The 22,455-nt window shown below is 72.2% G+C and carries 16 protein-coding genes; 12 read left to right on the plus strand and 4 right to left on the minus strand.

The features are described from left to right. The first annotated feature begins 172 nt into the window (after positions 1-172). The 5 genes from ACIRB7_RS26020 (at position 173) to ACIRB7_RS26040 (ending at position 6,985) form a co-directional block, all read left to right on the plus strand. Complete coding sequence (locus ACIRB7_RS26020; RefSeq protein WP_403603062.1) at positions 173-2,419, plus strand: MMPL family transporter; 2,247 nt, start codon at positions 173-175, stop codon at positions 2,417-2,419. Beyond that, a complete protein-coding gene (locus ACIRB7_RS26025; RefSeq protein WP_403603064.1) occupies positions 2,397-2,960 on the plus strand; it encodes a GNAT family N-acetyltransferase in 564 nt (187 codons plus the stop codon). The genes ACIRB7_RS26020 and ACIRB7_RS26025 overlap by 23 nt, the downstream gene beginning before the upstream one ends. Before the next feature lie 35 nt (positions 2,961-2,995). Next, a complete protein-coding gene (locus ACIRB7_RS26030) occupies positions 2,996-3,574 on the plus strand; it encodes a hypothetical protein (RefSeq protein WP_403603066.1) in 579 nt (192 codons plus the stop codon). Positions 3,575-3,723: 149 nt separating this feature from the next. Continuing rightward, positions 3,724-3,921, plus strand: a complete 198-nt coding sequence (locus ACIRB7_RS26035; protein WP_403603068.1) for a hypothetical protein — start codon at positions 3,724-3,726, stop codon at positions 3,919-3,921. 7 nt (positions 3,922-3,928) lie between these two features. Continuing rightward, positions 3,929-6,985, plus strand: a complete 3,057-nt coding sequence (locus tag ACIRB7_RS26040) for an AAA family ATPase (RefSeq protein WP_403603069.1) — start codon at positions 3,929-3,931, stop codon at positions 6,983-6,985. Here ACIRB7_RS26040 and ACIRB7_RS26045 read toward each other — a convergent pair. Both ACIRB7_RS26045 and ACIRB7_RS26050 read right to left on the minus strand, forming a co-directional pair. Continuing rightward, complete coding sequence (locus ACIRB7_RS26045; protein ID WP_403603071.1) at positions 6,982-8,130, minus strand: PQQ-dependent sugar dehydrogenase; 1,149 nt, start codon at positions 8,128-8,130, stop codon at positions 6,982-6,984. The two genes, ACIRB7_RS26040 and ACIRB7_RS26045, sit on opposite strands and share 4 nt — an antisense overlap. Before the next feature lie 121 nt (positions 8,131-8,251). Continuing rightward, entirely contained in the window at positions 8,252-9,262 is a 1,011-nt protein-coding gene (locus ACIRB7_RS26050; protein WP_403603073.1) for an aldo/keto reductase, read from the minus strand. Positions 9,263-9,337: 75 nt separating this feature from the next. Here ACIRB7_RS26050 and ACIRB7_RS26055 point away from each other — a divergent pair, with 75 nt between their 5' ends. From ACIRB7_RS26055 to ACIRB7_RS26085, 7 genes are all read left to right on the plus strand, one after another. Continuing rightward, the gene (locus ACIRB7_RS26055) at positions 9,338-10,303 is read left to right on the plus strand and encodes a 2-hydroxyacid dehydrogenase (RefSeq protein WP_403603075.1); all 966 of its coding nucleotides are present in this window, start codon (positions 9,338-9,340) and stop codon (positions 10,301-10,303) included. A 682-nt stretch (positions 10,304-10,985) separates the two neighbouring features. Continuing rightward, entirely contained in the window at positions 10,986-13,826 is a 2,841-nt protein-coding gene (locus ACIRB7_RS26060) for a putative bifunctional diguanylate cyclase/phosphodiesterase (RefSeq protein ID WP_403603271.1), read from the plus strand. A 229-nt stretch (positions 13,827-14,055) separates the two neighbouring features. Continuing rightward, entirely contained in the window at positions 14,056-15,906 is a 1,851-nt protein-coding gene (locus ACIRB7_RS26065; RefSeq protein ID WP_403603077.1) for an acetolactate synthase large subunit, read from the plus strand. 41 nt (positions 15,907-15,947) lie between these two features. After that, positions 15,948-16,475, plus strand: coding sequence for an acetolactate synthase small subunit (gene ilvN / locus ACIRB7_RS26070; RefSeq protein WP_030216183.1), 528 nt, complete (start codon positions 15,948-15,950; stop codon positions 16,473-16,475). Between the two features lie 119 nt (positions 16,476-16,594). After that, on the plus strand, positions 16,595-17,596 hold the full coding sequence (gene ilvC / locus ACIRB7_RS26075) for a ketol-acid reductoisomerase (RefSeq protein WP_403603079.1): 1,002 nt from the start codon (positions 16,595-16,597) through the stop codon (positions 17,594-17,596). 237 nt (positions 17,597-17,833) lie between these two features. Continuing rightward, positions 17,834-19,423, plus strand: a complete 1,590-nt coding sequence (gene serA, locus ACIRB7_RS26080) for a phosphoglycerate dehydrogenase (protein ID WP_403603081.1) — start codon at positions 17,834-17,836, stop codon at positions 19,421-19,423. 81 nt (positions 19,424-19,504) lie between these two features. Next, on the plus strand, positions 19,505-20,086 hold the full coding sequence (locus ACIRB7_RS26085) for a TetR/AcrR family transcriptional regulator (RefSeq protein WP_403603083.1): 582 nt from the start codon (positions 19,505-19,507) through the stop codon (positions 20,084-20,086). Positions 20,087-20,122: 36 nt separating this feature from the next. On the opposite strand, the gene ACIRB7_RS26090 is transcribed toward ACIRB7_RS26085, so the two are convergent. Continuing rightward, positions 20,123-21,295 carry a DUF1266 domain-containing protein gene (locus ACIRB7_RS26090; protein ID WP_403603084.1) on the minus strand — a complete coding sequence of 391 codons (1,173 nt, stop codon included), beginning with the start codon at positions 21,293-21,295 and terminating at the stop codon, positions 20,123-20,125. After that, complete coding sequence (locus tag ACIRB7_RS26095; RefSeq protein WP_403603086.1) at positions 21,292-22,440, minus strand: DUF1266 domain-containing protein; 1,149 nt, start codon at positions 22,438-22,440, stop codon at positions 21,292-21,294. The genes ACIRB7_RS26090 and ACIRB7_RS26095 overlap by 4 nt, the downstream gene beginning before the upstream one ends. Positions 22,441-22,455 lie beyond the last annotated feature (15 nt).

A 22,455-nucleotide genomic window follows, 5' to 3' on the forward strand; every position in this document is an offset into this window, starting at 1 on the left:
TTGTGCCCGGGGGCCGGGACCTCCGTCCCGAGCCCCCGGGCATGCCTGTGAGTATCGACACGAAACGGGCAAACGATCACGTTCTGCTGTCACAGTGGCCCCCATGTAGGTCATGCGTTCTTCTCGGGCTGTCCCCGTGAAAGAGCCACGAACCACCCAGGGAGCACGTCCTTTGGCAGCCATCGCACGGTGGTGCGTCACGCACCGCCTCGTCGCCGTCCTCCTGTGGCTCGTCGCCCTCGTCGGGGTCGGCACCGCGGCGGCCGTCGCCGGCAGCGCGTACTCCAACGACTACGAGGTCCCCGGCACCGAGTCCGGCCGTGCCACCGCCCTCCTCGACCGCGGCTTCGACGGCCTCGGCGGCGACAGCGTCACCATCGTCTGGCACACCGACCTGGGCAGCGTCCGCGCCGACGCCGTCGAGCAGCGGACCAGCGCGATGCTCGACGAGGTCGCCGAGCTGCCCGGCATCGCCGCCGTGGTCTCGCCGTACGGCGACCCCCAGGGCCGCATCAGCGAGGACGGACACACCGCCTACGCCACCGTCGCCTTCCGCGAACAGGCCGACGACATCCCCCAGGCACAGGCACGCGCCCTCGTCGACACGGCCAAGGCCGCCGCGAACGAGGCCGAGGGGCTCTCCGTCGAGCTCGGCGGCAGCGCCGTCGCCCTCACCGAGGCCCCCGGTGGACACATCGCCGAAGTCGTCGGCGTCGCCGTCGCCGCCGTGGTCCTCTTCCTCGCCTTCGGCTCCCTCGCCGCCTCCGCGCTCCCCATCGCGACCGCGCTCGTCAGCGTCGGCATCGCGTACTCCGGGATCGTGCTCCTCGGCCATCTGATGACCGTCGCCGACTTCGCCCCCATGCTGGGCATGCTCGTCGGCCTCGGCGTCGGCATCGACTACGCCCTCTTCATCGTCACCCGGCACCGCAGAGGCCTGAAACGCGGCCTGTCCGTCGCGGAGGCCGCCGAGACCGCCGTCGCCACCACCGGCCGCGCCGTCGTCTTCGCCGGGGCCACCGTCTGCATCGCCCTCCTCGGCATGCTGATCCTGCGGCTCGGCTTCCTCAACGGCGTCGCCATCGCCGCCTCCCTCACCGTCGTCCTCACGGTCGCCGCCTCCGTCACCCTGCTCCCGGCGCTGCTCTCGTTCATCGGCATGCGCGCCCTGTCCCGGCGCGAACGGCGGGCGCTCGCCGTCCACGGGCCGCAGCCCGAGCTGCCCACCGGCTTCGCCGCCCGCTGGTCCGCCTTCGTCGAGCGGCACCCGAAGCTCCTCGGCCTGGTCGCCGTCGTCGTCATGGGCGTCCTGGCGCTGCCCACGTTCTCGCTCCACCTCGGCACCTCCGACCAGGGCAACAACCCGGCCACCGCGACCACGCGGAAGGCGTACGACCTGATCGCCGACGGCTTCGGGCCCGGTGTCAACGGCCCCCTCACCCTCGTCGCCGGGCTCGACGGCGCCGACGACCGGGTCGCCCTCGACCAGCTGCCGGCCGCGCTCTCCGCCACCCGAGGGGTCGCCTCCGTCTCCCCGGTCACCTACAACAGCCCGGGCGACACCGCCGTCCTCACCGTCGTCCCCGACTCCTCGCCCCAGTCCAAGGCCACCAGTGAGCTCGTCGACCGGCTCCGTACGGACGTCCTCCCGAAGGCCGAGGCCGGCACCTCCCTCGACGTCCACGTCGGCGGTGTCACCGCCTCGTACGACGACTTCGCCGAGATCATCGTCGGCAAGCTGCCGCTCTTCGTCGGGGTCGTCATCGCGCTGGGCTGCCTGCTGCTCCTGCTCGCCTTCCGCTCGATCGGCATACCGCTCAAGGCGGCCGCCATGAACGTGGCGGCCGTCGCCGCCGCCTTCGGCGTGGTCGTGGCGATCTTCCAGTGGGGCTGGGGGAGCGAACTCCTCGGCCTCGGCAGCGCCGGACCGATCGAACCCTTCCTCCCCGTGATCATGGTCTCCGTCCTCTTCGGACTCTCCATGGACTACCAGGTCTTCCTGGTCAGCCGGATGTACGAGGAGTGGCTGGAGACCGGCGACAACCGGCGGGCGGTCCGGGTCGGCCTGGCCGAGACCAGCCGCGTGATCAACTCCGCCGCCGTCATCATGATCGCCGTCTTCCTCGCCTTCGTCCTCTCCGGCGACCGCGTCATCGCGATGTTCGGCATCGCGCTCGCGGCGGCCGTCGCCCTCGACGCCTTCGTGCTCCGCACCCTCCTCGTCCCCGCGCTCATGCACCTCCTCGGCGGCGCGAACTGGTGGCTGCCGCGTCGGCTCGACCGGCTGCTGCCCCGGATCAGCATCGAACCTCCCGAGAGCCGCGAGGCCGCCGACGCGCGTGCGAAGATCCCTAGGCAGCGCGTGACGGTACCGGCCGTGGAGGAGAGGAACGACGATGTTCGCGATACCGCTGGGTGACGACGGCGCCGAGCTGAGGCCCCTGGAGCCCTGGCAGGCCGAGGAGTTCCTGACCCACATGGACCGGGGACGGGACTTCATCGGGCAGCACATCGTCCTGCCGGACTACGCCACCGACCTGGACTCGGCCCGTTCCTTCCTCAGCTCGTACGCCGAGAAGGCCGCGACCGACACCGGACGCATCTACGGCATCTGGGACGGGGGCACGCTCGTCGGCGGCGTCCTCTTCCGGACGATGGACGTGGCGGCCGGGAGGGCGGAGGCGGGGTGCTGGCTGGAGCCCTCCGCCGCCGGGAAGGGTCTGATCACCCGGGCCTGCCGGGTCATCATCGACTGGGCGGTCGAGGAGCGCGGCATCCACCGCGTCGAATGGCGCGCCTCCGCGAAGAACGAGCCGAGCATCGCCGTCGCCCGCCGGCTGGGCATGACGCGGGAGGGCGTCCTGCGCGAGAACTACCCGCACCGCGGCTCCCGAGCGGACACGGAGCTCTGGGCCGTCCTCGCCCCGGAGTGGCGCGCGGCGAAGGCCGAGGCGTCTTAAGACGCCTCTCATGTGCGCCGCCTAGCGTGCGCCGCATGGACACCAAGACGACGACAGAGAAGCCCGCCGACAACGCGGAGAGCGCGGAGAGCGCGGCCGGGGCGGACGCCGGGGCAGCGGCGGAGCCGCTCGACGCCCACGACACGGCCGGGGCGGACGAGGCCTACGCGGACGATTCGGACGAGGACGACTCGGAGGACGAGCTGTCGGCGGAAGGGGAGGCGGCCGCCGCCCCCGCTTCCGCCGGCGTCGGCGCCGCCGCGGCCGTGGTCTCCGCCGCCCTCGGGGCCGTCGCACTGACCGGCACCTGGACCGGCAAGGTCGTCTCCGAGCGCGAGACCCTCATCGGGCAGATCAAGACCTCCGGAGCGGGCACCCCCGCCCAGCAGATCTCCGAGATCTACGGCGACGCCTGGCACACCACCGCCCTGGTGAACGGCGTCTTCGCGCTCGTCGCCCTGCTCGTCGCCGTCCTCGTGCTCATCCTCCCCGGGCGCCCCACCTGGGTCCGCGCGGTCGCCGTCGCCGGCGCCGTCCTGGGCGGCCTCGGACTGCTCCTGTCGGCAGGTACCTACTTCGACCTGTTCCTGAGCCTCCCCACCGCCGGATCCTGAGACCGCCTAAGGACCCCCTAGGTCCCGCCTAAGGCCCCCCGTACGCCGAACATGCGGAACTCGCCCGATGTGGCCGCACCCCCTGGGAAACGACAGTAGAGGCATCGCAGGAAGCGATACCGAAACCGAGAAGACCAGGGAGCATCCCGATGTTCGAGTACGAACTCCACCGCATGAACCACGCCCAGCTCGTCCGCGAGGCCGCCGCCCAGCGTCTGTCCCACGAGGCCGCCGAGTCGGCCGGCTCCGCCCGGGGCCTGCGCCGCTTCGGCCGCCGCAGCGGGGGCCAGGATCCGGAGGGGCGGGTGAGTGGCGAGGGCCGCAGCCGTTTCGTCCGGGCCGCGTGACCCCCTTATGAGCGAACGCACGGACGGTTGTGCGATGCTCGGCGCCGTGGAGACCAGGTCAGTCAGCCCCGTGTTCGTCGGCCGCGCCGGCGAACTCACCGCCCTCACCGAGGCGCTCTCCCGCGCGGCCGCTGGAGAGCCCCAGGCCCTGCTCGTCGGCGGTGAGGCCGGGGTGGGCAAGACCCGGCTCATCGAGGAGTTCCTCGACACGGCCTGCGGCCGGGGCGCCGTCGTCGCGCTCGGCGGCTGCGTCGAACTCGGCGCCGACGGACTGCCCTTCGCCCCCTTCGCCACCGCACTGCGCTCGCTCCGCCGCCGGCTCCCCGACGAACTCACCGAGGCCGCCGACGGCCAGGAGGGCGAACTCGCCCGCCTGCTGCCCGAACTGGGCGACCCCGGAAGCCACGACTCCTCCGACGAGGACTCCACCGCCCGCCTCTTCGAGCTGACCGTACGGCTCCTGGAACGGCTCGCCGCCGACCGTACGATCGTGCTCGTCCTCGAAGACCTGCACTGGGCCGACGCCTCCACCCGGCACCTCCTCACCTATCTCCTCCGCACCCTCCGCCGCGGCCGGATCGTGGTCGTCGCCAGCTACCGCGCCGACGACATCCACCGCCGCCACCCGCTGCGCCCCCTCCTCGCCGAACTCGACCGGCTCCGCACCATCCGCCGCATCGAACTCGCCCGCTTCACCCGCATCGAGGTCCACCGCCAGCTCACCGGCATCCTCGCCGCCGAACCCGACCCCGGCCTCGTCGAAGAGGTCTTCGAGCGCTCCGACGGCAACGCCTTCTTCGTCGAGGAACTCGTCGTCTCCCACGAGGCGGGCTGCGCCCCCGGCCAGCTCAGCGACTCCCTGCGCGACCTCCTGCTCGTCCGGGTCGAGACGCTTTCCGAAGACGCCCAGCGGGTCGCCAGGATCGTCGCCGAAGGCGGCTCCACCGTCGAGTACGGCCTGCTCGCCGCCGTCGCCCGGCTCACCGAGGACGAACTCATCGAGGCGCTCCGGGCCGCTGTCGGCGCCAACCTCCTCCTCGCCGTCCCCGACGGCGACGGCTACCGCTTCCGCCACTCCCTCGTCCGCGAGGCCGTCAGCGACGACCTGCTCCCCGGCGAACGCTCCCGCCTCAACCGGCGCTACGCCGAAGCCCTGGAGGCCGACCCGGGGCTCGTCCGGGCCGACGAGCGCGCCACCCGGCTCGCCACGTACTGGTACCACGCGCACGACCCGGCCAAGGCCCTGCCCGCCGTCCTCCGCGCCTCCGTCGAGACCCGCAAGCGCCACGCCTACGCCGAACAGCTCCGACTCCTCGAACGGGCCATGGAACTCTGGGACGAGGCCCCCGCCGAGACCCGCCGCTCGCTCCGGCCCATGGACTACGCCGAGGCCTACCCTCCCTGCGGCTGCGACCCCGAGACCACCGCTCTCAGCTACCTCGACCTGCTCGCCGAGGCCGCCGTCGCCGCCCGCCTCAGCGGCGACCGCGAACGCGCCCTGAAGATAGGCAAGACGGCGCTGCGCCTCCTCGGCAGCGCGGAGGAGAGCGACCCCCTCCGCGCCGCCTGGTTCTGGACCGAGAAGGCCCGCCTCCAGTCCAACCTCGGCCGGGGCGACGGCTGGCAGGAGATCGCCCGCGCCCAGGAACTCGTCAAGGGCCTGCCGCCCTCCGCCGTCCACGCCAGGGTCCTCGTCGGCGCCGCCGGCTGGGGCATGCTCCGCAACCCCGGCCCCGAGGCCATCGCCGCCGCGGAACGCGCCGTCGAGTACGCCCGGCACGTCAAGGCCGAGTCCATCGAACTCAACGCCCGGCTCACCCTCGGCACCCTCATGGCCGGGGCGGGTGACGCCGAGGCCGGTCTCGCCGAGATGCACGAGGTAAGGGAACGGACCAAGGCCATCGGCCAGTACACCGAGACCGCCCGCGCCCACATCAACATCGCCTCCTCCCTGGAAGCCCTCGGCCGCTCCCGCGAGGCCGTCGAACTCTCCGACACCGGCATCCGCCTCGCCCGCTCCTACGGCCTCGTCGAAAGCGTCGGCTGGATCGAGGCCAACCGGGCCGAGTCCCTTTTCTCCCTCGGCCGCTGGGACGAGACCCAGGAGGCCGCCGAACGGCTGCTCCGCTCGTCGACCAGCGCCAAGCCCCGCGGTTCCGCCTCCCTCCGCCTCGCCCAGCTCGCCGTCGCCCGCGGCGAACTCGACGCGGCCGGCCGCCATCTCGCCGACGCCCGCGCCGTCTACGGCACCCGCGACCCGATCCCGCAGTACACCCTGCCCATGGGCCAGGTCGACATCGCCGTGGCCGCCGCCGAGGGGCGCGTCGCCGACGTCCGCACCCAGCTGGCCGCCGCCGAACAGGCCGGCTTCCCGCCCAGCACCCACCGCTACGGCTGGCCGCTCGTCCTCACCGCCGTCACCGCCGAGGCCGACAGCCGGGGGCTGCCCGCCGCCGACGAGGGCCGCGCCGAGGCACTCGCCGCGATCCGCCGCTGCGTCCGCGGCCTCGCCGCCCCGGCCCCCGTCTGGGCCGCCCACGCCCTCCAGGTCTCCGAGGAGCTCGCCCGCGCAGAGGGCCGCGAGTCCGCCGCCCGCTGGGCCGAGGTCGTCGCCGCCTACGAACCGCTGGAACGCCCCGCCCAGCTGGCCCGCGCCCGCCACCGCCTCGCCGACGCCCTGCTCGTCGAGGGCGGCCGCCGCGAGGAGGCCACGCCCCTGCTCCGCGAGGCCCACGCCACCGCCGGCCACCTCGGCGCCCGCCCGCTCCGCGAGGACGTGGAACTCCTCGCCGCCCGCGCCCGCCTCTCCCTGACCCCCGAGAAGCAGCCCCAGGTTCCGGCCGAGCCCGCGGACGACACCTTCGGTCTCACCCCCCGGGAACAGGACGTCCTGGGCCTGGTCGCGGCCGGCCGCACCAACCGCCAGATCGCCGAGGAACTGTTCATCTCACCCAAGACGGCCAGCGTCCACGTCTCCAACATCCTCGCCAAGCTGGGCGTCGCCGGCCGCGGCGAGGCCGCCGCCCTGGCCCACCGCCTCCACCTCCTCGACACCCCCGTCTAGCTCACCTCCAGCCGGAGGATCCTGTCGTCCCCCGGCCCGGGAGTGCCCCGGGAGTCCGTCTCGCTGGTCACCAGCCAGAGCCGCCCGCCACCCCCCGCGAGGACCGTGCGCAGGCGTCCGTACTCCTCCGTCAGGAACGCCTCCGGCTCCCCCGAGCGCTCCGCGCCGGAGAGCGGGACCCGCCACAGCCGCTCACCTCTGAGCCCGGCCATCCAGATCGCGCCCCGCGCGTACGCGATCCCGCTGGGCGAGGCCTCCGAGGTCGGCCACTGGGCCACCGGGTCCACGAACCCGGCCCGCCCGCCCCGCCCCTCGACCTCCGGCCAGCCGTAGTTCTTCCCGGACTCGACCAGGTTCAGCTCGTCCCAGGTGTTCTGCCCGAACTCGGCGGCCCACAGGCGCCCCTCCGCGTCCCAGGCGATTCCCTGCACATTGCGGTGCCCGTACGTATAGACCACCGATCCGGCGGAGGGATTGCCCGGCGCCGGCCGGCCCTCCGGCGTCATCCGCAGGATCTTCCCGCCCAGCGACTCCCGGTCCTGGGCCAGACCGGTCACGCCCGTCTCACCCGTCCCCGCGTAGAGCATCCCGTCCGGCCCGAACGCGATCCGGCCGCCGTTGTGCACGACTCCCTTCGGGATGCCGGTCAGCACCGGCTCCGGCGCGCCGAGCCGGTCCCCGGCCCCACCCCCGTACCGCATACGCACGATGCGGTTGTCCGACTCCGCCGTCAGATACGCGTACACCCAGCCGTCCCGGACCGCGAGGCCCATGAGCCCGCCCTCACCGCCCGGAACCACACCCGGCACCTCACCGAGCGAGGTCTTCGCCCCGGTCCGCCCGTCGACCCGGGTGATCGTCCGCTCGTCGCGCGAGGAGACGAGCAGATTCCCGCCCGGCAGCTCCGCCAGCCCCCAAGGCGACTTCAGCCCCTCGGTGAGCGTGCCGGTCACCGCCACCCGACCGGCGGCGGAGGCCGTCCCGGAGGGAACCGCGCTCGCGGAGCCGGACGGGGGCGTTGTCGCAGAGACCGACGTCGGCGGAGCCGTACCCGGGCGATCCTCCGTACTCCCCGAGGAGCAGCCCGCCACCAGGACCAGCACGGCGGCGCCCCACAGGGCCTTCACAACTGCAGGACGGCTCATGGCACGGTCCCTTTCGACGAGTCGAGCGGCATCCCTTCACTCTTGATACACCGCTCGGCCCGATCAGGTTCCCGCCCGTCGCCGAAGATCCCTGCGCGCCGCCGAAGATCCCCGGGCACCCTCAGTCCCAGGACCCCCGGGGCGGCGGAAGCGCCGCGATCTCCGCCAGATCCTCCGCCGTGAGCCGCAGCCCGAACGCCCGGGCGTTCTCAACCGCCCACCGCTCCCGCTTCGCCCCCGGCACCGGCACGACGTGCGGCCCCCGGCCGAGCACCCACGCCAGCGCCACCTGCGCCGGGGTGACGTCCGTCCCGTGCCGCGCGGCCACCCGCCGCAGGCCCGCCACGAGCGGCTGGTTCGCCGCCATCATCTCGGCCGTGAACCGGGGGTGCCGAGCCCGTGGATCGTCCCGCTCGAAGCCGCCGCCCGGCGTCAGCGTCCCCGTGAGGAAACCGTTCCCCAGCGGCATCGCCGCCAGGAACCCGACGCCCCGCGCCGCGCACCACGGCAGCAGCCGGACCAGCGCCTCCTGCGACCACACCGACAGCTCGGCCTGCACCGCCGCCACCGGGAAGACCTGCTGGACCCGCTCCAACTGGCGGATCGTTCCCTCATAGCCGTCGCGGCTCGCGCCCGTCGCACCCCGGCGGGCCGACCGCGCGCCGACGGCGCACAGGCCGAGCGCCCGGACCTTGCCCGCGGAGACCAGCTCGGCCATCGCGCCCCAGGTCTCCTCGACCGGCACCTCGGGGTCCGCGCGGTGCAGCTGGTACAGGTCGATCACATCGGTCTGGAGCCGCCGCAGGGAGGCGTCGCAGGCCCGACGCACGTACCCCGGCCTGCCGTTGGCGACCACGTGCTGGTCGCCGACGAGCAGTCCGCACTTCGTCGAGACGAAGGCCTCCGCCCGTCGCTCCTTCAACGCCCGCCCCACGAGCAGCTCGTTGGTGAAGGGTCCGTACATGTCGGCGGTGTCGAGCAGGCTCACCCCGGCGTCGAGCGCCGCGTGCACGGTCCGCAGCGAGCGGTCCCCCCGCTGTTCCGAACGGCTGTACGCCCAGTTCATCGGCATGCACCCCAGGCCGATCGCACCCACGTCGAGCGCCGTCGCCCCGATTGTCCTGCGCTCCACCTGCCGGTACCCCTCCCTGTGCCGTCCCCCAAAGTAACCAATGGCGCCAGGGATTCTTCGCATAGCCTCCCGGTCATGAGATGCGAAGACACCACCGCTGACGTGTGGCTTCCGATTCCCGCGGACGAGATCGAAGGTCTCCCCGAACCGGGCACGTCGGGCCTGAACTACCGCTTCTGGGACGGCGGACCGGAGTTCCCGGCCGACCCGGCGCACTGCGCCTTCTACGTCGTCCCGTACATGAAGGGCACGGAGATCGCCGTCCGGCCGCTGGCCGCGATGACCTCGGTCCGGGCCGTGCAGACGCTGTCCGCCGGCATCGACCACGTCACGCCCGGCATCCCCTCCCTGCCGCCGGGCGTCGCCCTCTGCAACGCCAAGGGCGTCCACGAGGCCAGCACCGCCGAGCTCACGCTCGCGCTGATCCTGGCGTCGCTGCGGGGCATCCCGGGCTTCGTTCGCGGCCAGGACGCCGAGGAGTGGCGGGCCGGCTTCTACCCGGCCCTCGCCGACAAGTCCGTCCTGATCGTCGGGTACGGGTCGATCGGCGCCGCCATCGAGGACCGGCTCGCGCCCTTCGAGTGCGCGCGGGTGGCGCGCGTCGCGCGCTCCGCGCGCACCACGGCGCGCGGTCAGGTCCACGCCCTGACGGAGCTGCCCGCGCTGCTTCCGGAGGCGGACGTCGTCGTGCTCTCCACCCCGCTCACGCCCGGGACCACGCATCTCGCCGACGCCGGCTTCCTGGCCAGGATGAAGGACGGGGCTCTCCTCGTGAACGTCGCCCGGGGGCCGGTCGTGGACACGGCCGCCCTGCTCAAGGAGGTCGAGAGCGGCCGGATCACGGCGGCGCTGGACGTCACCGACCCGGAACCGCTGCCGGCCGGGCACCCGTTGTGGCACGCTCAAGGTGTCCTGATCAGTCCCCATGTGGGGGGTTCCACCTCGGCCTTCATGCCGCGCGCGAAGCGGCTGATCGCGGGGCAGTTGCGGCGGCTGGTGGCGGGCGAGGAGCTGGCGAACGTCCTCCTCACCACCGACTGAGCGACAGCCGCCCCGCACCACGGCTGACCGACCGCGGCCGCCCGCCCCGGTGTGACGGGAGCGCGCCGGGGAAGGCGGTCGGGAGCGGTCGCGGTTGGGCCGGTCGGGTGGTGCGCGCCCCCGACACGCGCTGCGTACAAGCCTCTGACCGTCACGGAGAGTACTGCGACCCTGTCCCTGAGTGACGGTCCTGGTGTATCGTCCCGGAGCGGGGGGCTGCGTCGAGTACGGGCTGACGCCGGGGAGCACAGTGACGGGTCATCAGATTCCGAGGGGGGCGACGGGTGAAGCACGGCCGGAGGACCGACGAACCGACGTGGCGACGCCGTCACCGGCGAGCCTTCCACGCCTCGCCACCGGCCTCGCGCGTTCCGTGCCGGACCAGGCCGAGCCCCACAGCGCGCCCCGCACCGCCGGACCCCCGGACATCGAGCGGGACTCCGAGCGGGACTCCGAGCCGGGCGCCCTCGCGGCGACCGGCGCCTGCGAGGTCTGCGGTGCCGCCGTACCGGAGTCGGTCCCCGCTGCCGTGCGGGACCACGCCGGCCCCCACGACCACCTCGGCCCCCACGACCACGCCGGCCCCCACGACTGCGACGGGCACGCCCCCGGGCGCACCGACGAGCCGCCGGCGCGCCCGCACGACGCGGCCGGGTGCGGTGGTGCGGTACCGGAGGGCCCGGTGAGCGCCCCCGGGGCGGTCCTCGCGCGCCGCCCCGTCAGCGACGACGGCGGCGACCCCGGCCGCCCCGCCCCCGAGCGCACCGGGGCCGGCGGAGTCGTCGCCCAGATCACCCTGGGGCTGATCTGCGCGGGCTACACGACCGGCGCCTCGCTCGGCTGGGGCTCTCCGGAACTCGCGCTCTTCATGGGCGACTTCGGACTCAGCGCCGCCGCTCTCGCCGCCGCGGTCTCCTGCTTCCTCTACGGTCGCACCCACCGCGGCAGCGCCCGCCCCGCCTGGCTGCTCTTCGCCTTCTCCTCCTTCATGGCCGCCGCGGGCAACGCCGTGTGGGGCTGGTACGAGGTCGTGCTCCGCACGGAGGTGCCCGACTCCTCCGTCGCCGACCTCTTCTTCCTACTCTTCGCACCGCCCGCCATCGTCGGGCTCCTCGTCCTCGCCAAGAAGCCCGTCACCCGGGCCGGCTGGGTCTGCCTGGGGCTCGACGCCTGGCTCATCGGGGGCTCCCTGCTCACGCTCTCCTGGAGCCTCGCCCTCGCCCGCACCGCCCACGTCCAGGACGAGTCCGTCGCCCACTCGGCGCTGTCACTGGCGTACCCGCTGCTCGACATCGTCCTCGTGAGCATGGTCCTGGTCCTGCACTTCCGGCGCTCGCAGGCGAACCGCTCGGCGACCAACACCGCCATAGCCGCCCTCGCCCTGACCGTCCTGTGCGACGCCCTGTTCACCTCGCCGCTGCTCCGCGAGAACTACGCCTCGGGCCAGCTGCTCGACGCCGGCTGGTTCGCCGGCTCCCTGCTGCTCGCCTACGCCCCCTGGGGGGTGCGCAGGCTCCCCGACAGCGCGGCCCCCGCGCGCGGACCGTGGCTCCACAGCCGCCCGGTCGCCGGCTCGCTCGCCGCCCTCACCCCGTACCTCGCCGCGGCGGTCTGCACCCTCGGCATCCTCTACAACGTCGTCGAGGGGCGCAGAGTCGACCGTGTCGTCGTCCTCACCGGCTGCACGGTGGTCCTCGCCCTGGTCGTACGGCAGGGCATCATGCTCCTCGACAACATCGCCCTCACCCATGAACTGGCCCAGAAGGAGAATCACTTCAGGTCACTCGTGCAGGGGTCGAGCGACGTCATCATGATCGCCGCGCCGACCGGCATCCTCCGGTACGTCAGTCCGGCGGCCACCGGCGTGTACGGGCGGGACGCCGAGGAGCTGATCGGTTCCGAGCTCTCCTCGCTCATCCACCCCGAGGACCTCGGCGCCGTCGTCCACGAGGTACGGCGCTTTCTGGCCGCCTCACCCGCCGAGGAGCCCACCACCCGGATCGAGTGCCGTTTCCGCTCGGGCCGCGGAGACTGGCTCAACGTCGAGTCGACCGTGAACCGGCACCAGGGCGGCCTGATCTTCAACAGCCGGGACGTCACCGAACGCGTCCGACTCCAGGCCCAGTTGCAGCACAACGCCGAGCACGACCCGCTCACAGACCTGCCCAACCGGGCGCTCTTCACCCGGCGCGTCCAGCAGGCGCTCGGCGGCCGCCGCGCCTCCGACCCCGGCACCGCCGTGCTCTTCATCGACCTCGACGGCTTCAAGGGGGTCAACGACCGCCTCGGCCACCAGGCGGGTGACGACCTCCTCGTCCAGGCCGCCCGTCGCCTCCACGACTCCGTACGGGCCGGGGACACGGCCGCCCGGCTCGGCGGCGACGAGTTCGCCGCCCTCATCCTCGGCGACGGCGGCCGCGACCAGGCGGCCCGCCGCAGCCAGGTCCAGGAGATCGCCGACCGGCTCCGGCTCACCCTCTCCCGGCCATACCGTCTCGACGGCGGCAACGAGGTGCGGGTCGCCGCCTCCATCGGGGTCGCCTTCGCCGAGCCCGGCATCGAGGCCGGCGACCTCCTGCGCAACGCCGACCTCGCCATGTACCGGGCCAAGGCGGCCGGCAAGGACCGCGTCGAGCTCTACGCACCCCAGATGCAGGCCGAGGTGGTACGCAGGACGGAGCTGGCCGCCCGGCTGCGCACCGCCCTCCACGACGGCGAGTTCGCCCTCCTCCACCAGCCGGTCGTCGACCTCTCCACCGGCCGGATCTCCGCCGTCAGCGCCCAGGCGCGCTGGCGCTCCGCCCAAGGCATCCTCTTCACCCCGGCCGAGTACCTCAGGGTCACCGACGACGGCGACCGCACCGCCGAGCTCGGCCGATGGCTGCTCGAAGCGGCCGTGGAGCAGGCCGCCGAGCGGGCCGGGATCGGCCACCGCGTGCCCGTGTCCATCCGGCTCTCGGCCAGCAGGCTCCTGGACCGCTCGCTGCCGCTCGGCTCGATCGAGTCCCTGCTGACCCGGCACGGCCTGCCGTCCGGCTCGCTGATCATCGAGGTGGGCGACAGCGACCCCCGGATCTCCCTCGACGAGCTGGAACAGCGCCTCATCACCCTGCGACGGCTCGGGGTGCGGATCGCGCTCGACGGATTCGGCAGCGGACATGTGGCGATCAACGCGCTGCGACGGCTTCCCGTCGACATACTGAAGCTGGACCGGGCCCTCGTCGAGGGCGTGGTCGAGTCGGCGCGGCTCCGCAAGATCACCCGCGGGGTGCTCCGTATCGCCGGTGAGCTCGGCATGCAGACCGTCGCCGAGGGCGTCGACGTACCGGAGCAGGTCATCGCCCTGCGGGCGATGGGCTGCAGCCACGCCCAGGGCATGGCCTTCTCGGGCCCGCTGGACGAGTACCGGCTGCGCAGAGCCCTGGTCAGGGACGAGTACCCGCTGCCCGGCGGGGTCCCCGTACGGGTCGGAAACCGTCCCCCGTTTCGCTCAAATACTGAGACGCCCGTCCCACCCACTTGACAGTGATGAGGCCTGAGAGGGAGGGTCAGTGCCATGCGCACCCGAATTCTCGTACTTGGAAAGCGCGTCGGCTGAAGCAGGGCCCCCCTCCGGACCCCGCTGAAAAGCACCCGACGCGCTCCCCTCGCTTGCCTCACGGCACGAGGGGTTTTTTGTTGCACCGGCTCCCCTCAAAGTCGACGCAAACCCTCGTAAAACACCTCGCAAAAACCCTCTGCTTCGAGAAGAGATGCTGATGACCGACCAGGCCACCGGGCACCATCCGCAGCCGCGGCCCCGTAGCGGCGCGCAGCCCGCCACCACCGTCGAGCACGTCACGGGTGCGCAGTCCCTCATCCGTTCTCTCGAGGAAGTGGGCGCCGACACCGTCTTCGGCATCCCCGGCGGCGCGATCCTCCCGGCCTACGACCCGATGATGGACTCGCAGCGGGTGCGCCACATCCTGGTCCGCCACGAGCAGGGCGCGGGACACGCGGCCACCGGCTACGCCCAGGCGACCGGCAAGGTCGGCGTCTGCATGGCGACCTCGGGGCCCGGTGCGACCAACCTCGTCACCCCGATCGCCGACGCGCACATGGACTCCGTCCCGCTCGTCGCGATCACCGGCCAGGTCGCCTCGAAGGCGATCGGCACGGACGCCTTCCAGGAGGCGGACATCTGCGGCATCACGATGCCGATCACCAAGCACAACTTCCTCGTCACCAAGGCCGAGGACATCCCGCGGACGATCGCCGAGGCCTTCCACATCGCCTCCACCGGCCGCCCGGGCCCGGTCCTGGTCGACATCGCCAAGGACGCCCTCCAGGCGAAGACGACGTTCAGCTGGCCGCCGCAGACCGACCTGCCCGGCTACCGCCCGGTGACCAAGCCGCACGCCAAGCAGATCCGCGAGGCCGCCAAGCTGATCAGCGCGGCCAAGCGCCCCGTCCTGTACGTCGGCGGCGGTGTCCTCAAGGCCGGCGCCACCGGCGAGCTGAAGATCCTCGCCGAGCTGACCGGTGCCCCGGTCACCACCACCCTGATGGCCCTCGGCGCCTTCCCCGACAGCCACCCGCTGCATGTGGGCATGCCCGGTATGCACGGTGCCGTCACCGCCGTCACCGCGCTGCAGAAGGCCGACCTGATCGTCGCCCTCGGCGCCCGCTTCGACGACCGCGTCACCGGCAAGCTCGACAGCTTCGCCCCGTACGCCAAGATCGTCCACGCGGACATCGACCCGGCCGAGATCGGCAAGAACCGCGCCGCCGACGTCCCGATCGTCGGTGACGCCCGCGAGGTCATCGCCGACCTGATCCAGGCCGTCCAGGCCGAGCACAGCGAGGGCAACAAGGGCGACTACACCGCCTGGTGGAGCGACCTGAGCCGCTGGCGCGAGACCTACCCGCTCGGCTACGACCTGCCGGAGGACGGCAGTCTCTCGCCGCAGCAGGTCATCCAGCGCATCGGGCAGCTCGCCCCCGAGGGCACGATCTTCGCCGCGGGCGTCGGCCAGCACCAGATGTGGGCCGCCCACTTCATCGACTACGAGCAGCCGGCCACCTGGCTGAACTCCGGCGGCCTCGGCACGATGGGCTACGCGGTCCCGGCCGCGATGGGCGCCAAGGCCGGCATGCCCGAGCGCACGGTCTGGGCGGTCGACGGCGACGGCTGCTTCCAGATGACCAATCAGGAGCTCACCACCTGCGCCCTGAACAACATCCCGATCAAGGTCGCCATCATCAACAACGGCGCTCTCGGGATGGTCCGCCAGTGGCAGACCCTCTTCTACAACCAGCGTTACTCCAACACCGTCCTGCACTCCGGACCGGACGACGTCCAGGCGAACAAGGGCACCCGCGTCCCCGACTTCGTCAAGCTGTCCGAGGCCATGGGCTGTGTCGCCCTGCGCTGTGAGAACCCGGCCGACCTGGACAAGGTCATCGCCGAGGCCAACGCCATCAACGACCGGCCGGTCGTCGTCGACTTCATCGTCCACGAGGATGCCCAGGTCTGGCCGATGGTCGCCGCCGGCACCTCGAACGACGAGGTCATGGCCGCCCGGGGCGTCCGCCCCGACTTCGGCGACGGCGAAGACGACTGAAGCGCGGAACGAAGCAGAGCGAAAAGGAAGAGACCCAGACCATGTCCACCAAGCACACGCTCTCCGTTCTCGTCGAGAACACGCCCGGCATCCTCGCCCGGATCGCCGCCCTGTTCTCCCGCCGCGGCTTCAACATCGACTCCCTCGCCGTCGGCATCACCGAGCACCCCGACATCTCCCGCATCACCATCGTGGTCAATGTCGAGGACCTGCCCCTCGAGCAGGTGACCAAGCAGCTCAACAAGCTGGTCAACGTCCTGAAGATCGTCGAACTCGAGCCCAGCGCCGCGATCCAGCGCGAGCTCGTCCTGGTGAAGGTCCGCGCCGACAACGAGACCCGCTCCCAGATCGTCGAGATCGTGCAGCTGTTCCGCGCCAAGACCGTGGACGTCTCGCCCGAGGCGGTCACCATCGAGGCCACCGGTTCGAGTGACAAGCTCGACGCCATGCTCAAGATGCTGGAGCAGTTCGGCGTCAAGGAGCTCGTGCAATCCGGCACGATCGCCATAGGGCGTGGTTCCCGGTCCATCACGGACCGGTCCCTGCGGGCCCTCGACCGCAGCGCCTGAGAGTCGTCGACGGTCGACCGCCGGTCCATCCGGCGGTCCGACTGACGAGACCCGAAAACCTTCCTCCCGCTCCCCGCCGTACGGTGGGACGCACCACCAGCACCTCAAGGAGATTCCCAGTGGCCGAGCTGTTCTACGACGACGACGCCGACCTGTCCATCATCCAGGGCCGCAAGGTCGCGGTGATCGGATACGGCAGCCAGGGCCACGCCCACGCGCTGTCGCTCCGTGACTCCGGTGTCGACGTCCGCGTCGGTCTCCAGGAGGGCTCGAAGTCCAAGGCCAAGGCCGAGGAGCAGGGTCTGCGCGTCGTCTCCGTGGCCGAGGCGGCGGCCGAGGCCGACCTCATCATGATCCTCACGCCGGACCCGATCCAGGCCCAGGTCTACGAGGAGTCCATCAAGGACAACCTGAAGGAGGGCGACGCGCTCTTCTTCGGCCACGGCCTCAACGTGCGCTACGGCTTCATCAAGGTGCCCGAGGGCATCGACGTCGCCCTGGTCGCCCCGAAGGGCCCGGGCCACCTGGTCCGCCGTCAGTACGAGGAGGGCCGCGGCGTTCCGTGCATCGCCGCCGTCGAGCAGGACGCGACGGGCAACGCCTTCGCGCTGGCGCTCTCGTACGCCAAGGGCATCGGCGGCACCCGCGCCGGCGTCATCAAGACGACCTTCACCGAGGAGACCGAGACCGACCTCTTCGGCGAGCAGGCCGTTCTCTGCGGTGGCACCGCGGCGCTGGTCAAGGCGGGCTTCGAGGTCCTGACCGAGGCCGGGTACCAGCCGGAGATCGCGTACTTCGAGTGCCTCCACGAGCTGAAGCTCATCGTCGACCTCATGTACGAGGGCGGCCTGGAGAAGATGCGCTGGTCGGTCTCCGAGACCGCCGAGTGGGGCGACTACGTCACCGGCCCGCGGATCATCACCGACGCCACCAAGGCCGAGATGAAGAAGGTCCTCGCGGAGATCCAGGACGGCACCTTCGCCAAGGAGTGGATGGCCGAGTACCACGGCGGTCTGAAGAAGTACAACGAGTACAAGACCCAGGACGAGAACCACCTCCTGGAGACCACCGGCAAGGAGCTGCGCAAGCTCATGAGCTGGGTGAACGACGAGGAGGCGTAAGCCTTCAGGGCCGGGGCCGGACACTGTGTCCGGCCCCTTCCCGCATCGTTGGACACCCCGTCCAACCACGGACGGGTGATCCTTCCAACGAGGCGCATGAACCGCGCCCGAGCACCACTACACTTTCAACAACATTCGCGTTCAGGCCCACAGCGTCGTGCGCTTTCACGCGGCAAGCCCCCTCCACCGCCTGCGGCCGTCGGGACGGCCGTCCGCACTGGATCTGTGAGGACTCACGTGAGCTCGAAACCTGTCGTACTCATCGCTGAAGAGCTGTCGCCCGCCACCGTCGACGCGCTGGGCCCGGACTTCGAGATCCGGCACTGCAACGGCGCCGACCGCGCCGAGCTGATCCCCGCCATCGCCGATGTGGACGCGATCCTGGTCCGTTCCGCGACCAAGGTCGACGCCGAGGCCATCGCCGCCGCCGGGAAGCTGCGGGTCGTGGCCCGTGCCGGTGTCGGTCTGGACAACGTGGACGTCTCCGCCGCCACCAAGGCCGGCGTGATGGTCGTCAACGCTCCGACGTCGAACATCGTCACCGCCGCCGAGCTCGCCTGCGGCCTGCTCGTCGCCACCGCGCGCAACATCCCGCAGGCCAACACCGCGCTGAAGAACGGCGAGTGGAAGCGGAACAAGTACACCGGCGTCGAGCTGAGCGAGAAGACCCTCGGTGTCGTCGGCCTCGGCCGCATCGGTGTCCTGGTCGCGCAGCGCATGTCCGCCTTCGGCATGAAGATCGTCGCGTACGACCCCTACGTGCAGCCCGCCCGCGCCGCCCAGATGGGGGTGAAGCTGCTGGCCCTGGACGAGCTCCTCGAGGTCGCCGACTTCATCACCGTCCACCTGCCGAAGACCCCGGAGACCCTCGGTCTCATCGGCGACGAGGCGCTGCACAAGGTCAAGCCCTCCGTCCGCATCGTGAACGCCGCGCGCGGCGGGATCGTCGACGAGGCGGCGCTGTACACCGCCCTCAAGGAGGGCCGGGTCGCCGGCGCCGGCCTCGACGTGTACGCGAAGGAGCCCTGCACGGACTCCCCGCTGTTCGAGCTCGACCAGGTCGTCTGCACCCCGCACCTCGGCGCCTCCACGGACGAGGCCCAGGAGAAGGCCGGTATCGCCGTCGCCCGCTCGGTGCGTCTCGCGCTCGCCGGTGAGCTCGTGCCGGACGCGGTCAACGTCCAGGGCGGTGTCATCGCGGAGGACGTCAAGCCGGGTCTGCCGCTCGCCGAGAAGCTCGGCCGGATCTTCACCGCGCTCGCGGGCGAGGTCGCTGCCCGTCTCGACGTCGAGGTGTACGGCGAGATCACCCAGCACGATGTCAAGGTGCTCGAACTCTCCGCGCTCAAGGGCGTGTTCGAGGACGTGGTCGACGAGACCGTGTCGTACGTCAACGCCCCGCTGTTCGCGCAGGAGCGCGGCGTCGAGGTCCGGCTGACGACGAGCTCCGAGTCGCCCGACCACCGCAACGTCGTCACCGTGCGCGGCACCCTTTCGAGCGGCGAGGAGGTCGCGGTCTCCGGCACGCTCGCCGGCCCGAAGCACCTTCAGAAGATCGTCGCGGTCGGTGACTACGACGTGGACCTGGCGCTCGCCGACCACATGGTCGTGCTGCGGTACGAGGACCGCCCGGGTGTCGTCGGCACGGTCGGCCGGATCCTCGGCGAGGCCGGTCTGAACATCGCCGGGATGCAGGTCTCCCGCGCGGAGGAGGGCGGCGAGGCGCTCGTCGTGCTCACCGTCGACGACACGCTTCCGGTGCCCGTGCTCGCGGAGATCGCGGAGGAGATCGGCGCCACGTCGGCCCGTTCCGTCAACCTGATCTGACGCGGGCTCGCCCGTAGCCCCGTACCCGGTCATTAGACGCTCGTCTTACACAAGCGTCTGGCGGCCGGGTACGGTGCTGTCATGGGACACAAGGAAGACCTCCTCGAAGGCGCCAAGCGCTGCCTCCTGGAGAAGGGGTACGGGCGCACCACCGCCCGCGACATCGTCGCCGCGTCCGGCACCAACCTCGCCTCCATCGGCTACCACTACGGCTCCAAGGACGCCCTGCTCCAGCAGGCGTTCCTGGCGCTCACCGAGGAGTGGGGCGAGCGGGTCGGCCCCACCGGCACGGGCGAGGAGAAGCGGGAGCTGCCGGCCGAGCCGTACGCGCGCTTCCACGCCGTCTGGGAGCAGGTGATCGCGGCGGCCGAGGCCAGCCGGCCCCTCTGGAAGCTCCAGACGGAGGTCGTCACCCGGCTCGACGACGACGAGAAGCTGCGCGAGGCCATCAAGGAACCGCGGCGGGAGGGCCGGCTCGGCATCGCCGAGGGCATGCTCGGCATCGACCCGGAGGCGGACCCCGAGAAGGCCCGGGTGGCCGGACTGCTCTGCCAGGCCCTGGCGACCGGCGTGATGATCCAGTGGATGGTCGACCCGGACACGGCACCGAGCGCCGACGACCTCACGGAGGGGCTCAAGGTTCTGATGGGGGACGGGGCCTGACGGTTCGTCGGCCCTTCCCGGGGTCCACGCCCCGGCTCAGCGCCAGGGGATGTTCCGCCAGGGGCTGCCCTCGTGCTCCGTCAGGACGCGGTGCGCGGCCACGTTCTCCTCGTGGTACGGGCCGTACTCCTCCCCGTCGAACCGCAGCACCCGCCCCAGTGCGTACCCCGTCGAGTAGTCCTGCCACGATCCGTAGGCCGAGCGGGCCAGCGCCCCCGCGTGAACGATCGCCTGTTCTGCCTCGGGGGGCGTGCAGAACCGGGCCGAGAGGCCCCAGCGGGCCATGTTCACCGCACGGCCGTAGTCGTACGCGACGGTCTTCCGCACCCGCCCCTCCGGCGGGAGCAGCCCTTCGGCCCGGAACCGGGACTCGTAGCGCAGGATGCGGCGCACCAGCTCCTCGATGTGCCGCACCGACGAAGGGCTCGCGCCCAGGTCCTGGGCGTGCCCGGCGGCCGTCTCGCGCCACTCGTCGGCCGAAGGCACCGCGCCTCGGGCGATCCTCAGCTCCTCGCGGACCTTCAGGGCGAAGTCCGGCTCCGGCGGACTGTTCCGCCCGTCGAGCAGCGCGTCCAGCTGCTTCCGCCAGCCCGCCCGGTCCGTGACGCCCCAGCCGTCGCTGAGGGTGTCGAGGATGATGGTGTACCCCATGTAGGCCGAACCGACGTCGTTCCACGGGACGCCGTTGCCGAACGCCAGATGGGCGCCGCAGGCGAGGCCGAAGGCGAGCGGGCCGTGCAGCGGCCCGTGGCGGAGAGCGGTGAAACGGCCGTCACGACCCCGGCCGTGCTCGGCGTACACCCGCAGCCACCCCGCCCGGTGCTCGGGTGTGGCGGGCAGCAGCACCTGGCCCGGGGTGCCGCCGTTGACCGCGAGGAGCACCCGGGGGTCGGTCCACCGGACCTCGGCGGCCCACCTGAGGGTGACCTGGTGGAACACCCAGTCCGGATGCCACGGCGGCAGCATCCCCCGGGTGAGGACCTGCCGGACGACGAGCCCCTTCGCGATCTGCTGGGGTCGCCAGTGGACGTCGTCCGGCTCGGCGTCCACCTCGGCCTTGGGGGCGCCGATGAAGAGCTCGGCACCGGCGAGGACACGGACCTGTTCCGCGACGTCGCCGCGGAGCGTCGCCTCCTGCAGCAGCTGCTCGGTCTCGGACGGCGGGACCCACGGCACGGCGCGGGAGTCGGGGCGGGGGCTGGGGCTCATGACCACGGGATGTTCCGGTAGGGGCTCGAAGGGTCCTGGGTGAGGAGGCGGTGGATGGTCACGGACTCCTGGTACATCGGCTCGGGGTCGCCCTCGTCGAAGTGGATCAGCCGGGCGAGCAGGTACCCGAGTGAGAACGCCTCCCAGGAGTCGTACGCCTGCCGGGCGGGTCCGAGGACCCTCAGGACGGACTCCTCGGCCTCCTGCGGATCGCAGTACCGCGCGCCGAGCGCGAGCCGTACGACGTTCACGGCGCGGCCGTGGTCGAAGGCGGCGAGGGTGTCGATCCGGCCGCCCGGCGGGAGCAGCCCGTCGGCGCGGAACCGCTCCTCGTAGTGGGTGATCCGGCGCAGGAACTCCACCGCCTCGGCCGCATCGTCCCCGTAGGGGTCGTCCCGCTCGAAATTCACGGTGACCATCGAGGCCCACTGCTCGTCGGTCGGCGGGTGGCCGAGGCGTGCGGCGAGACGGCGCCGCATCCCCAGGACGGACTCGGGGACCCGGCCGACCAGCCGGGTGGCGATCAGGGTCCGCAGCTTGTCCCGGAAGTCCGCCCGGTGGTGGACGGCCCAGGGCCGGTGCAGCCGGGAGACGTCGGTGGGGTAGTCCTCGTACTGGGCGCCGAGCCCGTTCCATACGAGACCGTTGAGCACGGCGAGGTGCGCGCCGAGCGCGAGGGCGTGCGCGACAGGACCGTGCAGCGGCCCGCCGGCGTGGGTGAGCAGGCGGAGCCGCGCCGGTCCGCCGCCCCGGGTGCCGGCCTCCTCCCAGGCCCGCCGGTCGGCGGCCCGGGCGGGGAGCGCGGCCTCGAACGGGGTGTCCGGGTTGACCGCGAGCCACCACCGGTCGTTCGGCCAGGCCGCGGCGAGCCGGGCGAGGGTGGTCTGCTTGAACACCCAGTCCGGGTGCCACGCCGGCAGCATGCCCTCGGTCAGCACCGGTACGACGGTGCGCCGGGCGGTCGTGGCGCGCTGGGAGGGGAGGGGCGGGATGTAGCCGGGCGCGTCCGCGTGCACCCGTGCCTGGAGCACGTAGAGCCGTGTCCGCCCGAGGACGTCCAGGACGGCCGCCCGGTCGTCGCGCGCCCCCGCCTCGTACAGCAGCCGCTCGGTGTACGTAGGCGGCGCCCAACTCCCCGTCATCATAGGGTGATCCTACAA

It is taken from the genome of Streptomyces sp. NPDC093795 (assembly GCF_044764665.1).
Classification (GTDB): domain Bacteria; phylum Actinomycetota; class Actinomycetes; order Streptomycetales; family Streptomycetaceae; genus Streptomyces.